General features: G+C 41.3%; 21 protein-coding genes and 1 pseudogene. 17 read left to right on the top strand and 5 right to left on the bottom strand.

Annotated features, from left to right (window positions below; genetic code table 11):
• Positions 1 to 166 precede the first annotated feature (166 nt).
• The 4 genes and pseudogenes from CYLST_RS27845 to CYLST_RS27830 all read left to right on the top strand — a co-directional run bounded on the left by CYLST_RS27845 (position 167) and on the right by CYLST_RS27830 (position 5377).
• Positions 167 to 2179, top strand: a complete 2013-nt coding sequence (locus tag CYLST_RS27845) for a GspE/PulE family protein (RefSeq protein WP_015211079.1) — start codon at positions 167 to 169, stop codon at positions 2177 to 2179.
• Positions 2180 to 2247: 68 nt separating this feature from the next.
• Positions 2248 to 3381: pseudogene (locus CYLST_RS27840) on the top strand (type IV pilus twitching motility protein PilT); the annotation flags it as partial.
• Between the two features lie 99 nt (positions 3382 to 3480).
• A complete protein-coding gene (locus CYLST_RS27835; protein WP_015211077.1) occupies positions 3481 to 4704 on the top strand; it encodes a type II secretion system F family protein in 1224 nt (407 codons plus the stop codon).
• Between the two features lie 127 nt (positions 4705 to 4831).
• Entirely contained in the window at positions 4832 to 5377 is a 546-nt protein-coding gene (locus CYLST_RS27830; RefSeq protein ID WP_015211076.1) for a hypothetical protein, read from the top strand.
• Between the two features lie 161 nt (positions 5378 to 5538).
• On the opposite strand, the gene bioU is transcribed toward CYLST_RS27830, so the two are convergent.
• Entirely contained in the window at positions 5539 to 6540 is a 1002-nt protein-coding gene (gene bioU, locus CYLST_RS27825) for a (S)-8-amino-7-oxononanoate synthase BioU (RefSeq protein ID WP_015211075.1), read from the bottom strand.
• Positions 6541 to 6763: 223 nt separating this feature from the next.
• On the opposite strand from bioU, the gene CYLST_RS27820 reads away from it, so the two are divergent.
• The 8 genes from CYLST_RS27820 to CYLST_RS27785 all read left to right on the top strand — a co-directional run bounded on the left by CYLST_RS27820 (position 6764) and on the right by CYLST_RS27785 (position 9991).
• Positions 6764 to 7183 (top strand): XisH family protein, encoded by a 420-nt coding sequence (locus CYLST_RS27820; RefSeq protein WP_015211074.1) that lies wholly within the window; start codon positions 6764 to 6766, stop codon positions 7181 to 7183.
• Positions 7171 to 7509, top strand: coding sequence for a XisI protein (locus CYLST_RS27815; RefSeq protein WP_015211073.1), 339 nt, complete (start codon positions 7171 to 7173; stop codon positions 7507 to 7509). Before CYLST_RS27820 ends, CYLST_RS27815 begins: the two co-directional genes overlap by 13 nt.
• A 92-nt stretch (positions 7510 to 7601) precedes the next feature.
• Complete coding sequence (locus CYLST_RS27810; protein WP_015211072.1) at positions 7602 to 7832, top strand: addiction module protein; 231 nt, start codon at positions 7602 to 7604, stop codon at positions 7830 to 7832.
• Positions 7833 to 7859: 27 nt separating this feature from the next.
• Entirely contained in the window at positions 7860 to 8087 is a 228-nt protein-coding gene (locus CYLST_RS27805) for a hypothetical protein (RefSeq protein WP_015211071.1), read from the top strand.
• A gap of 23 nt (positions 8088 to 8110) precedes the next feature.
• Positions 8111 to 8317 (top strand): hypothetical protein, encoded by a 207-nt coding sequence (locus tag CYLST_RS27800; protein WP_015211070.1) that lies wholly within the window; start codon positions 8111 to 8113, stop codon positions 8315 to 8317.
• Positions 8318 to 8695, top strand: a complete 378-nt coding sequence (locus CYLST_RS27795; RefSeq protein WP_015211069.1) for a hypothetical protein — start codon at positions 8318 to 8320, stop codon at positions 8693 to 8695.
• A gap of 69 nt (positions 8696 to 8764) precedes the next feature.
• On the top strand, positions 8765 to 9034 hold the full coding sequence (locus CYLST_RS27790; RefSeq protein ID WP_015211068.1) for a hypothetical protein: 270 nt from the start codon (positions 8765 to 8767) through the stop codon (positions 9032 to 9034).
• A 144-nt stretch (positions 9035 to 9178) separates the two neighbouring features.
• On the top strand, positions 9179 to 9991 hold the full coding sequence (locus tag CYLST_RS27785; protein WP_015211067.1) for a hypothetical protein: 813 nt from the start codon (positions 9179 to 9181) through the stop codon (positions 9989 to 9991).
• 7 nt (positions 9992 to 9998) lie between these two features.
• On the opposite strand, the gene CYLST_RS27780 is transcribed toward CYLST_RS27785, so the two are convergent.
• Entirely contained in the window at positions 9999 to 10331 is a 333-nt protein-coding gene (locus CYLST_RS27780) for a type II toxin-antitoxin system PemK/MazF family toxin (protein ID WP_015211066.1), read from the bottom strand.
• Positions 10321 to 10497: a hypothetical protein gene (locus CYLST_RS35315; RefSeq protein ID WP_015211065.1), complete on the bottom strand. Its 177-nt coding sequence runs from the start codon at positions 10495 to 10497 to the stop codon at positions 10321 to 10323. The genes CYLST_RS27780 and CYLST_RS35315 overlap by 11 nt, the downstream gene beginning before the upstream one ends.
• Before the next feature lie 128 nt (positions 10498 to 10625).
• Here CYLST_RS35315 and CYLST_RS27775 point away from each other — a divergent pair, with 128 nt between their 5' ends.
• Positions 10626 to 10871, top strand: a complete 246-nt coding sequence (locus CYLST_RS27775) for a hypothetical protein (protein ID WP_015211064.1) — start codon at positions 10626 to 10628, stop codon at positions 10869 to 10871.
• A 101-nt stretch (positions 10872 to 10972) separates the two neighbouring features.
• On the opposite strand, the gene CYLST_RS27770 is transcribed toward CYLST_RS27775, so the two are convergent.
• Together CYLST_RS27770 and CYLST_RS27765 are read right to left on the bottom strand one after the other, a co-directional pair.
• Positions 10973 to 11212 (bottom strand): hypothetical protein, encoded by a 240-nt coding sequence (locus CYLST_RS27770; protein ID WP_245587443.1) that lies wholly within the window; start codon positions 11210 to 11212, stop codon positions 10973 to 10975.
• Between the two features lie 219 nt (positions 11213 to 11431).
• Positions 11432 to 11650, bottom strand: a complete 219-nt coding sequence (locus tag CYLST_RS27765; RefSeq protein WP_015211062.1) for a DUF433 domain-containing protein — start codon at positions 11648 to 11650, stop codon at positions 11432 to 11434.
• Positions 11651 to 11939: 289 nt separating this feature from the next.
• On the opposite strand from CYLST_RS27765, the gene CYLST_RS27760 reads away from it, so the two are divergent.
• The 4 genes from CYLST_RS27760 to CYLST_RS27745 all read left to right on the top strand — a co-directional run bounded on the left by CYLST_RS27760 (position 11940) and on the right by CYLST_RS27745 (position 14491).
• Positions 11940 to 12980, top strand: a complete 1041-nt coding sequence (locus tag CYLST_RS27760) for a M28 family peptidase (protein ID WP_015211061.1) — start codon at positions 11940 to 11942, stop codon at positions 12978 to 12980.
• 414 nt (positions 12981 to 13394) lie between these two features.
• Positions 13395 to 13604 (top strand): DUF2997 domain-containing protein, encoded by a 210-nt coding sequence (locus CYLST_RS27755; protein WP_015211060.1) that lies wholly within the window; start codon positions 13395 to 13397, stop codon positions 13602 to 13604.
• A 39-nt stretch (positions 13605 to 13643) separates the two neighbouring features.
• Positions 13644 to 14030: a DUF1257 domain-containing protein gene (locus CYLST_RS27750; protein WP_015211059.1), complete on the top strand. Its 387-nt coding sequence runs from the start codon at positions 13644 to 13646 to the stop codon at positions 14028 to 14030.
• Positions 14030 to 14491, top strand: coding sequence for a ferredoxin (locus CYLST_RS27745; RefSeq protein WP_015211058.1), 462 nt, complete (start codon positions 14030 to 14032; stop codon positions 14489 to 14491). Before CYLST_RS27750 ends, CYLST_RS27745 begins: the two co-directional genes overlap by 1 nt.
• Positions 14492 to 14557: the final 66 nt, after the last annotated feature.

Here is a 14557-nt window from a genome sequence, read left to right as displayed (position 1 = left end):
CATTAGACCATGAGTCATATTCCATCAATGATCAGCGTGAGTCATGGACTGACTGAAAAAGTCTTTGAGCCGAAAAAATTTGGATTCAAATTTAATTCAGTATAAATGAGCATTCTGCACCACAGTCTGGGAATAATTTAACAAGAGGTTTCCCTACTCATTGCTTATGACTTACTCGTCACCACAACGGCGCAGTACCGCTCTAACTACAAGAACCGAGTTTTCGCCCTTCGGCAACAAGCTGGTGCAATCTGGCTATGTCAATAGCGAACAGATGAGACAGGCGCTGATTGAAAGTCGCAAGTCTGGCAGACCATTGACAGACGTACTAGAGTCAATCACTGGGCAACAACTGTCACCTGAATTACTCCGGCAATACAAGAAACAGCAATTATTTGAACTAAAAATACTATACGGTGTTGAATCCCTCGATCTGGAAATCAACCAAGTTGGCAACACGATGGTGGGCAGCTTGATCGAAAGCCTGATCACAGTGGATATCTGTCGTCGCCATCGTTTAATACCACTGTCGAAACACGAAGACCAAACCCCGCCCAGTGTCCTAGTGGCAATGGTCGATCCGGATAATCTAGAAGCTTCCGATGACCTGAACCGCATCTTGCGCCCCCAAGGCTTGGCATTGCAGCGCATGGTCATTACTCAGGAAGACTACCAACAGCTAATCAACCAATACTTGGATGACTTAGCTGTGCGGCAAAAGCACCTGGAACAAGAAAGCTCAACAGATATTAGTAAGGATTTAGAAAATCTCGATAGCCTAGACATCGACGATGCCCCCGATGATATGGAGGCTGATTTGGGGGCAGCGATGAAAGACGCGGAAGATGCACCAGTCATCAACCTCGTTAACAGAATCCTGGCCAAAGCCTTGCATGAGGGTGTTTCCGATATTCACGTCGAACCACAAGAAGAAAACTTACGCATTCGCTTTCGGAAAGATGGAGTGCTGCGTGAGGCTTTCCCGCTGATGCCGAAAAAAATCATCCCCGCAGTCACAGCCCGGTTTAAAATTATCTCTAATCTAGATATTGCCGAGCGGCGTTTACCCCAAGATGGACGCATCCGCCGGATGTTTGAAGGACGGAAAGTAGACTTCCGGGTAAATACCTTACCCAGTCGCTACGGCGAAAAGGTGGTACTACGGATTTTAGATAACTCCTCGACCCAATTGGGATTGGATAAGTTAATTACCGATCCTGAGACTTTGCATATTGTCCAGGAGATGGTCAGCCGCCCCTTCGGCTTGATTTTGGTGACAGGGCCAACTGGTTCGGGGAAAACAACCTCGCTGTATTCGGCATTAGCAGAAAAGAATGATCCAGGAATTAACATCAGTACTGTAGAAGACCCAATTGAGTACAGTCTTCCAGGGATTACTCAAGTACAGGTGATTCGAGAGAAAGGGCTAGATTTTTCTACCGCTTTGCGGGCTTTCTTGCGCCAAGATCCAGACGTGTTGCTGGTGGGTGAAACACGGGACAAGGAAACGGCGAAAACAGCGATTGAAGCTGCCTTGACAGGTCACTTGGTATTAACAACTTTACACACCAATGATGCCCCTGGTGCGATCGCTCGTTTGGGAGAAATGGGTATTGAGCCTTTCATGGTTTCCAGTTCTCTAATCGGTGTGTTGGCCCAGCGTTTGGTGCGCCGCGTCTGTAGCGATTGTCGGATTGCCTATAATCCTACAACAGCGGAACTAGCTCGCTATGGTCTAACAGCTGCCGCAGATGTGGGAATAACTTTCTACAAAGCTAATGTCATCCCACCAGAAACCCTTACAGAAGCTAAAGATAAAAATCAGGTTTGCCAAAGGTGTAATGGCATTGGTTACAAAGGACGTTGTGGCGTTTATGAAGTTATGCGCGTCACCGAAAACCTACAAACCCTGATCAACAAAGAAGCATCCACAGACCGAATTAAGGAAGTGGCGGTAGAAGAGGGCATGAAAACATTGCTCGCTTACAGTCTGGACTTAGTGCGTCAAGGTGCTACCACTCTGGAAGAGGTGGATCGGGTGACATTTACTGATACTGGTGTGGAAGCTGAGTTGAAAGCTAAACGTAAAAGTGGTCTTACCTGTCTGACTTGTAGTGCTGAATTACAACCAGAATGGCTAGATTGTCCCTACTGTATGACACCTCGGTTTGTAGATTAGATTCAGTTGTCATTAATCATTAGTTCAGTAGCAAAGAAAAAACAACTTACAACTCACAAAAAGGAAGCAGAACTATGGAAATGATGATTGAAGACCTGATGGAGCAGTTGATTGAAATGGGTGGCTCGGATCTGCATTTATCCGCAGGTTTACCTCCCTACTTTCGTCTGAGTGGCAAACTCACCCCCATTGGCGACCAAGCACTAACCGCCGACCAATGCCAAAGGCTGATTTTTAGCATGCTCAATAACACCCAACGTAAAACCTTAGAGCAAACATGGGAGTTGGATTGTTCCTATGGAGTTAAAGGTTTAGCACGCTTTCGGGTGAATGTCTATAAAGAGCGTGGTGCTTATGCCGCTTGCTTGCGGGCATTAAGTTCTAAGATTCCTAACTTTGAAAAATTAGGACTGCCAGATGTAGTGCGAGAAATGTCCGAAAAGCCCAGAGGACTAATTCTAGTAACAGGCCCTACAGGTTCTGGTAAGACAACTACCCTAGCAGCAATGATTGACTTGATTAACCGCACTAGGGCAGAGCATATCTTGACTGTGGAAGACCCGATTGAATTTGTCTACGAACCAATTAAAAGCTTGGTTCACCAACGACAACTCAACGAAGATACCAAATCTTTTGCTAATGCTTTGAAAGCAGCCCTACGGGAAGATCCAGATATTATTCTCGTGGGGGAAATGCGCGATTTGGAAACGATTTCTTTGGCGATTTCGGCCGCGGAAACAGGACACTTGGTATTTGGCACGCTGCACACTAGTTCAGCCGCCCAGACTGTTGACCGGATCATTGACGTTTTTCCACATGAAAGACAAACTCAAGTGCGGGTACAGTTGTCTAACTCCCTAGTCGCAGTGTTTAGCCAAACCTTAGTGCCCAAGAAAAATCCCAAACAAGGCGAATATGGTCGGATAATGGCGCAAGAAATTTTGATCGTTACTCCCGCTATTTCTAACTTGATTCGAGAAGGTAAAACATCTCAAATTTACTCAGCTATCCAGACTGGTGGCAAATTGGGGATGCAAACTCTAGAAAGGGTTTTAGCCGATTTATATAAAGCCGGAACAATCTCCTTTGAAGCAGCAATGTCTAAGACTTCCAAGCCAGATGAAATTCAGCGGCTCATCGGTGCTGCTGCACCGCCACCAGCAGGGGCAAGACCCGGCGCAGGAAATGCTAGAGCACATTAAACTTTTAAATGGGGAATGGGTAATAGGTAGTAGTTTCTCCTTTTTCCCAATTACCTTTTTCCCAATTACCTTTTTCCCAATTATTGAATTACTTAATCTATGCCAACCTATCTTGCCCGTTTTCGGGACTCCCAAGGAAAATCCAGAACTGAAAAAGTTGTTGCCGCATCTTTAATACAAGCTCGTACTAATCTCAGAGATCAGGGTTTTTTAGTCCAAGATATTAAACAATCTCAAGGCTTTCAGACAAGCTTTGACTTTAAAAAATTCCAGACTTCCTTTGTCAAGGTTTCTATTAGAGATAAAGCTGTTTTTTCCCGTCAACTTGCTGCTTTGGTGAATGCGGGCGTAGCAATAGTTAGAAGTCTGGGAGTGCTGTCTGATCAGTGTACTAATCCTAAATTGAAACGAGCGCTGATTAACATTAGCACCGAGGTTCAAAGTGGAGGTAATCTTTCAGATTCAATGCGTAAGCATCCTGAATGTTTTGATGGTTTGTATGTCAGTATGATTCAGGCTGGCGAAGTTGGTGGTGTTCTCGATGAAGTACTCAATCGTTTAGCGAAATTATTAGAAGATGTTGCCCGATTACAAAACCAAATTAAATCTGCCCTGGCTTATCCAACGGTTGTAGGTTTTTTGGCAACTGCTATTTTTCTCGCCATGACAATTTTCTTAATTCCCATTTTCGCCAAAATTTTCCAAGATTTGAAAGTAGAATTGCCTCCTCTCACCCAATTTTTGATGACTTGTAGTGAGATACTGAGAAGTTGGCGGTTAGCGCTTGTTATCGGTATTGTTGTAGCATTCAGAATTGCCTATACGCAGTATTACAAAACCCGTGTTGGTCGCGAAACCATCGACCGTCTTTCCTTAAAGATGCCTTTGTTTGGTGACTTGATTCAAAAATCTTCAATTGCCCGTTTTAGCCGCACCTTTGGTGCTTTAACTCGTTCTGGTGTGCCAATTTTGACTTCTTTGGAAATTGTGCGAGATACATCAGGAAACCAGGTGGTAGCTAATGCCATAGATGCAGCACGTTTAGAAATTCAGCAAGGGGGTATGATTAGCATCGCTTTACAAAAAGCAGAAGTTTTCCCGGTGATGGCAATTCAGATGATTAGTATTGGTGAGGAAACTGGGGAATTAGATGCAATGTTGATGAAAGTCGCCGATTTCTATGAAGATGAAGTCGAACAGGCTGTCAAGGCACTCACCAGCATTTTGGAGCCAATTATGATCGTAGTTTTGGGGGGTATGGTGGGGACAATTTTGCTGGCGATGTATCTGCCTATGTTCAAGGTATTTGAAACCCTGGGCTAGATAATAATCTTTCAAAGGATGAAAATTCTATTTTCCTAACTGTATATATTCAGCCAACAGTTAGTATTTCATCCTTATTTCCATCCCCTAGATTGATTATTTTGGTTAATTCATACTTCACAGAATTATGCCTGTGCAAAAATCCCTATACGAAGATAGCTTGGCTGAGTATAGCCATCATCTGGCGGCGATCGCATTATTAAAGCAGCATCGCCCATACTGGGAGATGATTCCCAGTCTCCGCCGTCCAGATGAAAGTGTGATCACTATTCCTTTACCGATTGTCCGAGTTCGCGACAATCTGACAAAAACCTCACAAACCCTCTGTCTACCTTGTGATGTCGCCATTTTGATGTGCGATCCGGAGTGGAAAATCAAAACCGGCGTCGAAATTTTGCTATTTATTCATCGTCCCCATGAAGATTTTTCTGAGTTGTTGGGACGCTGGCGACAAACCCAGGTTTGGCTAGATAAGGACTATGAGTGGTTGATGCACCCCCGCCACAGCCATATTTTGAGTGAGGGGGCTGATACTATCTATCCTCTGTTTGTGGTTTTCAGTGAAACATCAGAACGTATCCAACGGGGTCTTGTGGGTGCTAATCTCCCATTTATCATGCAAACACCCTCATCTTTAATTGAAGAGGAGACGATAAAGTCTTACAACGCCTAATTTGATACTGAAGGCTGTTTTCATGTGAATGGAATACATAATTTTGTAGAGACGTTGCATGCAACGTCTCTACTGATCTAATCAATCAAAAACTGCTGTAAGGCAAAAGGGTGACAGACTCCAGACACATGGGAGAAGTACTGTTTTAAACAGACTTGGGATTATTTAACAAACTGGGGCATGATTTCGGCAGCGGTGAATATGCCATAAATACCCCGCTGGTGCAATTGCTTACCAGCTTTGAGATAACCAAAGGCGGGGCCGCAGACATTAGCTGCCATGCTGGTTTCATCTCCGAGGGTAAAGGTATGGGTGGAAATTCTACCTTCAAAGGTGCGCCCTATGACTTTAACGTTGGTGCTGAGGGGCTTTTTGGGATTGCGGGTATCGACTACGCCGCCGACTGTAACGCGATCGCGATCGCATATTCCCGCCACTTCTAACATCACATCATCGGCGTGTTCCATATTCTCTAAGGTCAGCACACCATTAGTTTTATCTAATAGGGCTTCAACTTCGGCGTCAGTCATCGCCCTAGCAACTTCTACAGTATAACCAGGCATATGTCCAATATCTTCGCGGACAGTGGCGCGGTAAGCTTCCCAATTAGCAATTCCCACCCCAAAGGTAATTTCTACCTTGTGAATTTCGGCGTAACTTTGGGCGGCTAAAGCAGCAGCAGCGGTTAACAATCCAGGCGTTGCACCACAGCCTGTCATGTAAGTAATTCCCGCTGCTGCTAGTTCTTCTTTCATCGCCAAGAGTTGTTCTACTGCACTGGTGCGTTTAATCGCATCCACCAGCACACCCCGCCAACCGGCTTTGATAAACGCTTTAGCGACAGTGGGGATAAAGTCATTTGGTAAGTTGGGTAAAGCCAGGAAATACCCATCTACTTGGGTACTGGCGATTAAATCTTCAATACTCTGATTTGATAATGTCCCAACTGGTTCTAAATAACCTACAGAACCTTGACTTTGGTAGGTTTTAATGCATTCTTCAATTTTTAAACCTTCAGCAGAGTATGCGTAGCCTTTTTGGTCTGCGACTGCGACTAAAATCATTTCCCGTTTTCCAGCCAAGACTTTAGCGGCTGCTTGTCCCAGTCCACCAAAACCGAGGACACCGACGCGAATAGGTTGATTTGTTGGTTGTGTATTCATAGTGAATTTCTAGAGTTGTGTTAACAGCTATAAAGGTTAATTATGCTCCATTATCCTGGGTTCGTTGGCTGAAGGATGGGTTTTTTTACCAGAATGTTTTGCTGATTTGGGCTTAACTGCAAAGACGGTAATGTTTCGATTACAATTATTATGGAACTTACGCCTTGACAGAAAATACTAAATATGGGTATAAGGCTCAGGCGTTCAAACCTGATTTTGCAGTATGCCAGCTAGAGACATCTATCACAGTACCGTAAAAAACGCACTCATCAAAGATGGCTGGAAAATTCTCCATGACCCTTTGCGGATTCGTTTAGCGAGAGGTAAAAACCTATTTGTTGATTTAGGAGCAGAAAGATTACTAGCAGCAGAGCGAGAAACAGAAAAAATAGCTGTTGAGGTGAAAAGTTTTACACGTCCCTCGGATATGAAAGACCTGGAAGAAGCTGTTGGTCAATTTGTTTTGTATGCTCATTTATTAGCGCGTTATTATCCTGAATATAAATTATTTCTGGCTGTGAGTGAAAGCACTTGCAAAACAGTTTTTGAAGAAGAAGCTGGTCAAACCTTAATTGAAGATGGCGTTATTCGTTTATTTAGCTTTGATATTGAACAGGAGGTAATTGTGAGATGGATTCCTTAACTAATCAATATCGTCAAATCATTAAAAATATTCTCGAAGAATACGCTGATTTTCTTGGCAATGATGAACAAGTTAAAATTGAACTGGTGTTAGATGAAAAAAATGATCGTTATTTATTAGTTGAGTCAGGCTGGCAAAATGGTTATCGTATCTATGGAACTTTATTACATATTGATTTAATTGACCATAAACTTTGGATTCAACATGATGGCACAGAAGAGGGAATTGCAAATGAGTTGGTCGCTGCGGGAATACCAAAAGCACATATCATTTTAGCTTTTAAATCTCCTGAAATTCGGCAATATACAGAATTTGCTGTTTCTTAAATTTGGTCAAGATTCAGAAGCGCATAAGGTTAGTGTAAATATGCTTTGGTAAGATATTATAATTAGTGTAATGTAGGAAAATTGGACAATTTATGACACTTGAACAACTTGAAGCTCAAGTCCTTGCCTTACCAAATAATTCTCTAGCATCATTGGTCGCGCGTCTGCTTGAACATTTAGGACAAGTTGGTGAAATTGACCAACAAATTGCAGATGAATGGTTACAAGAGGCAGAATTACGGGATGAAGATATAAGTAATAGTAAAATTATTGGCGTTTCAGCCGAAGAAGTTTTTAAGAAACTGCGTGCATCTTTGCAATGAAAATCTTATTACGGGATGAGGAGATAAATGACAGAAAGGAAATGGGAAACTGATGAAGATGAAATGATTCATCATTTAGAATCACATAGAAATTTTATAGGCTGGGTAATTGACAAACTAAGAGCAGAGAAAATTACCTGTGATAGAACTAAAGGACGTGATGCTAATGGTGATATTATTTACTACCGAGCAGAGGATGAAGCAAGGGTAAAGCAAATAGTTAGAGATATCAATGCTAAGTACAATCAATTATAATAGCTAATATTAGGTTTATAAGAATGCCATATATTGAAATAAAAACTGGACACAAAACAGGTTCAACTGTAGCTAGAAAAATTGTTGCTAAGGGAACTGTATCTGCTGTTTTAACTACTGGAGTAATTACAAATCCAGCCAAAAAGCTCTTTGAACAGTATGATATAGCTTATGCAGAAAATGTCCCAGAAACAGAATTTATGGAACTGGTAGATAATGAGGAGGGTTAAATGTTAGATATTAAATTCTACTCACAAGATAAAGAAGAATCTGAAATTATTGAAGTTTCCCAAGAATTGTACGAATGGTTAACTCAATCAGAATTTTCTAAGATTGGTAAATCTGAATTACAAGAAATGAAGATAGATGGTGAACCGGAAAGAGTGCCTGTAGTTCAGTTGGAGGGAAACAACCGCAGAAAGTTTAGTAATTTCTTCCGTGATGCAATTGTGCAAGAAAGCGATGAAATGCTAAATAAATTAAGCGGTAATTCATCTAAAAATGATTATCAAGATGCCATTTATAGACTGAATATATTGCAACAGTTACGGAAGTTGATAGAAAATGAGCAATACAAATATTTTCAAAGATTTTCTGTGATTGGTTAAGGTTTTGAAAGGTTCAAAATTAGAAAAAAGCTATAATTGCTTTAATGTTATTTAAGGTAACTTACTTCTGTGATCAAAGTATTAACATTGGAACTGAGCGATGAAGTTTATACAGCTTTGCACCAACAAGCTAATGCTGTTGGACTTTCAGTAGCAGAATTAGTTGGTGCGTCCCTAAATCGTCAATATAGCTTGTCAGTTAGCCCTAAATCCTCTACTGAAGAAGCACGTCAGCGTCTGCTTGGTTATGCTGGTGCAATTAGTCTAGGTTACGCTACAGGTACAGATAATGAAAGCATTGATGCTGATTTAGCTAAAGCTTATGATAATGACTTATAAGGCATAATCTCGTGTTCGCATGAATACTTATAATAAAATCTATTTGTGTAGGTTGGGTTGAGCAACGCGTTCTCGTAGTGTGCCGGAGGCATAACCCAAAGCTTTCATGTATCATTAGTGTAATATAGATAAATTAAATAATTTATGCGCTCCGGTATCTCCGAATTCTCTTATGGTTATGCTGTTACGGAAGCTCTGATTTATGATAACAGAACATCCCTTACAGCAGCACCCTTTTTTCCCTCTTTAATTGACGAAGGAAAGAAGGGTTATGATTTACGTCTAGATCGTCCTGGTCAACCTTTATTTCTGCAATTTAAGCTTTCTGATTATATGAGAGGACGAAGCAATACCACTGAAATTCAGAAAAGCTTGTTCACGGGAGCATTCTATAGAATGCATCTTCGACCAAAAAAAAGCTCAGGAGGACGACACGGATCAGATCAGCATCAACTTCTTATGGATTGGGAATCTAAAGGTAATGAAGTTTATTATGTCGCGCCTGTGTTTCATGAATTGGATGATTTCAATAAAGCCTATCTGAATCACCAAATATTACAAAGATCAATTTATATTCCTCCCAGCGATATTGGCTCATTACCTGATGATAAAGAACACCATGTTGCCTTTCAAGTTCCGGGTAAAGCTTTCCGCCTTTCAGAACCTCAAGAAATACCCTCACCTTTAAGTTTTGAGATTTTTTCTGATAGATTGTTAACTAGGCTTTCTTTCTCAAATGATCTGACTTTGATTAGTTCTGTCCAAAGACTAGTACCTCCATTAGTTGAGATGTACTCTTCTTATAGAAGAAACTTGTTAATGAATATACCAAGTATTGAGCAATTACAAGAGCGTTTTCCTAATTCCTTGCTACAAGTTGCTTTTTTATCTAAGATATTGTTTGATTGCAACTTTTATATTGTTCAAGACTCTGATCGCATTATTGATATAGAGTAGAGAGCGATTATTCAGGATCATCTTGTAAATCAAGTGCGAATTTAATCGCTTGCTTAATTTCCAGCATAACTTCTTCTGGTAACTTTCCCAGTTTTCGCTCTAGTCTTACCGTTGGAATAGATGCAATACCTTGAACATTAGCTGTAGAATCTCGCTCAAGAAATTGCAGTCGAGGTAGTGAAACCTCATAAAGACTTCCCCGATTTTGGGTAGTTAGTGGTACATAAATTACTAAGGCTCGTGGTGGGTCTGGGTCATCACGGGATACAATGACAATTGGGCGTGTTTTTGCAGCTACACCCAAATCCGCAAGCCAAACTTCACCAAGCTTAGGGTTCATCCAACAAATCCAAAACTTCCTGCTCTACTGTACGGGTTCTGAGAATGTCTAAAACATCCTGATCTGCCATTTCGATTATTTCTAGAATACAATGGCGGACTTGATCTGCGATCGCAGGCTGCCAGTAGTTTAACTTTTCGCTGAGTTCTTCAATTAAAGCATCCATAATGATTCGGTATACTTCTAACTATCAATATTAAACCAATTTTGAACCAATGCGATCGCCTATCATAATCCTGAGAGCGATCAGATTGGTTACGATAAAGAATACCTGCTTTTGTATAACCTTAAATTATGTTGCGAGAAAAGCTCAAGCAAGAACTAGATAAGCTAAACGAGGAACAACTCGAAAAAATAGCTGATTTTATTGCCTTTATTGAGTTTCAGGCTAAACAGGTTTCATCTTCTACTCCATTTTGGCAAAAAGCGACACCAGAGGAAAGAGCTAAGGAGTTCCGCAACTGGGTTTTTCAACTTCCTGAAAGTGGTTTGACTTTACCTGATGAAGCTTTTAGCCGGGATAGCATTTATGAAGAATGACGAGATATTTACTGGATATTAATGTTGTTTTGCGTTTCTGTAACCCTTCTGATTTTCTATAGAAAAAGCTGTCGTTCTGGCTCTTGTTCTTCTAATGCCCATTAAAAACTAACAACTACAGCTTGACCTTTCACTACTGTAGATAATATGTCTAAAATCTTGGGAACTAAAGGTTTAAGATCCATTAATCTATTAGAGGGTGCTCGCAAAACAACTACAGCAATATTGAACTGAGACAAATTTTGCTGAAAAGATAAATTCCGGTCAACCCTAATAAAAACATCAAATTCTTTTTCTACTAAAGCCAGTAACTGACCATTTTTAGTTCCAGCCCATCCCATCTGAGGAACAGTTTTGATTTCGTAGTCAGTAAATTCTCTAGCTAACTTGCGGTCAATACACTCATCTATAGCAATCCTATTTGAGTTGTGTATCCCTGACGGGAGCCGTAGGCATCACGGTATTGTTTTTAACGAACCGCAGAGACGCAGAGAGCGCAGAGGAAGATAAAAAAGAGATGTTCACATCTTATTTAGGATCGCTATAGAAGCAGCTTCATGCTAGGCTACCTGACTAATTAGCTGTTTTCCCGCTTCCTCTAGAAATGTAATTACTTGCTCTCTACTGACAGTGGGAAAACCATCTAAAAAATCATCTATTGAATCTCCCGCTTTCAAATAATCTAAAAGTGTTTGTGCAGGAACTCTTGTTCCAGTAAAAATAGGAGTACCACTCATGATTTCAGGAGACACACTTATAACTGAGGAATAGCTAGACATAGCGTTTGATATTTTCAGGTTATATTCATAGTTTAGCTATAAGTGGGAGTAAGTGCGATCAGATTGGTTACGATAAAGGATACCTGCTTTTGATAACCCGCCCAGAACTGATAGCGAAGCGTGGCGTTAGCCATAGTTTAGGGCTAATAACTTTCATTCCGTTTTAACGAACTAGAAATTTATTTTAGTTGTCTAAAGACGACTTTCGCTATTAGACTCAGAATTTATCTGAGGCGGGCTTAAAATTGTTGGCATACTTTAAGACTATCAGCAGGAGAGGTAATAGTTAATGCGGAAATCTTCTAGCAAGAGTAGATCCAAAATCCAAATCATCAATAAATCTGCCTTGACTCGCTTGGCTGGGCTTTTTGCTATTTTGCTGGTTTTGGGTATCTGGGCGTGGTTGATGATGTTTTGGATGCCTGAACAAAGTTACAAAGGGCAACTTCCACCGCTGCAACCAGAAGAAATTGCGCGTCAGAAATCGCTACAACTAGATGTGAAAAAGCTGGCGGTTGATATTGGTATCCGCAACTATAGTCAATATGAACAACTGAATAGTGCAAAAAACTTTTTGGCAACTGCCTTGACTCAAGCAGGTTATGAAGTGAAACAGCAAGATTACAAAATAGATGACAAGCTTTACTACAACATAGAAGCTGAACACAGGGGAATCGGCAAACCCGACGAAATAGTTGTGGTTGGTGGTCATTATGATTCGGCATTTTTCAGCCCCGGTGCCAACGATAATGCTACAGGTGCAGTGGCGACGCTGGAACTTGCACGGATGTTTGCAAATAAGAAAACTACTCGCACGATTCGCTTTGTTGAGTTTACCAATGAAGAGCCGCCTTTCTTCTGGACAGACGAAATGGGCAGTTTGGTATATGCCAAACAGTTGCACCAGCGCAATGAGAAGGTTGTGGCAATGTTGAGTCTGGAAACGATGGGATATTTTTCTGATGGGGTAGATAGTCAAAAATATCCTTTTCCTGTCGGATTATTTTATCCTAATCAGGGTAATTTCATCGGTTTTGTGGGGAATATTAACTCTGGCGACTTGGTGCGAAATGCGATCGCTTCTTTTCGGCGTCATGTCCAGTTTCCTTCTGAAGGATCATCTTTACCTAGCTGGATTCCTGGCGTCGGTTGGTCAGATCAATGGTCTTTTTGGCAACAGGGCTACAAAGCAATTATGGTTACAGATACAGCCCCTTTTCGCTTTCCGTATTACCACACCGAACAAGATACTCTTGATAAAATTGATTTCCAGAAGTTGGCACGAGTCGTGACTGGTTTGGCAAAGGTGATCTCTGATTTAGCTGAGTAAGTCTATATTTTAGCCCCGGAACCTAAAGCCTTTTCTCTGTGGGGAACCCTTGCAACCATCGGGTGAAACCAATCATAATGATAAATATTTTCAATAAACTTTAGGATTTTTTAATCTTTTATCCCTCACTCCGCTGCCAGCAAGCCTAATTTTTAAGAGTTTTTACAACTGAGTGCCCTAAACCAGTTTCAGCTTGACTAATCGATTAGGTTAAGAGAAACTAACTAAAGATAGAAGTGCCAGCTAATAAAATTAATAAGCTTTGTAAAGATTCTGAAATATATATTTTGAGAGATGGAACATTAGTTAACAAATGGCAAGTTTGTATCTAAGTAAAAATGTTCCGACGGCTATATTTTTAGCCTTCTGCTAGGACAGTGCAGTTCAGACGTACTATCGGGGTGGGCGAAGAGCATGGAGACATTAGAATTCATAATTTATCCAGATGGTCGGGTACAAGAAACAGTTACTGGCATTGTGGGCAATTCTTGCGCTGAAGTTACAGCAGCAATTGAGGCACAGCTAGGAGTTGTACTGAATCATGAACCAACATCAGAATTCTTTGCCACCGAGGTGCAGCAATCTGGCTTGGCGAATACGCAAAGCACTTACAGCGATTGGTAAGTTTTCAAAATACTTTATCGTCATTGATCCAAAACCACCATGTCACACTTTAGCCAAATCAAAACTCAAATCCGTAACCTTGACTCCTTAAAAGATGCGCTCACCGAATTGGGCGTAGACTGGAAACCGGGAACACGCGAAGTACGCGGCTATCGTGGCCAAACCCATCCTGCTGAAGTTACCATTGAGCAGGAAAATGGCTACGACATCGGCTTTAGATGGAATGGAAAGGAATATGAACTAGTGGCTGATTTACAATATTGGCAGCAAAACCTATCTGTAGATGGATTTTTGCGCCAGGTAACTCAGCGCTATGCTTACCAAACAGTTGTGAAAGAAACTGCTCGTGTGGGCTTTCAAGTCGCTGAACAGAAGCAACAGGAAGATGGTTCAATTCGCCTAGTAGTACAACGTTGGAGTGCTTAATGTCCGATTTTCTGCCGTCATCGGAAGAACAAGAAGACAATCGTTCCGGTTTAGAACCAGAGTTAGGCGGTTTTTTAAGAGATGCGCCAGAACGTTCGGGTTTTGAGCCGGAATTGGGCGGTGTGCAACGGCAAAAAGGTGTTTATGTTGATGAAATCACCTGTATTGGCTGTAAACACTGCGCCCATGTTGCTCGTAACACCTTTTACATTGAACCAGATTATGGGCGATCGCGTGTGGTTCGCCAAGATGGGGATTCCGAAGAGATAATTCAAGAAGCAATTGACACTTGTCCAGTTGATTGCATCCACTGGCTGGATTACACCGAACTGAAAAACTTAGAAGAAGAGCGAGAATATCAGGTAATTCCTGTGGTGGGTTATCCCGTGGAACACGCGGTAGCTGCTAGCGAACGACGACGTAAAAAACAAAAGTTAAAAACCAAAAAATCTCGTTATTAAATAACAAAAATTTCAATTTAGATAATCAAGCGCTGGAAGAACCAGCGCTTTTGTTTTAAATGCAAA

The organism is Cylindrospermum stagnale PCC 7417, assembly GCF_000317535.1.
Classification (GTDB): Bacteria; Cyanobacteriota; Cyanobacteriia; order Cyanobacteriales; family Nostocaceae; genus Cylindrospermum; species Cylindrospermum stagnale.
Note: the sequence above shows the minus strand (reverse complement) of the source record. Positions and strands in the feature narration are given on the sequence as shown.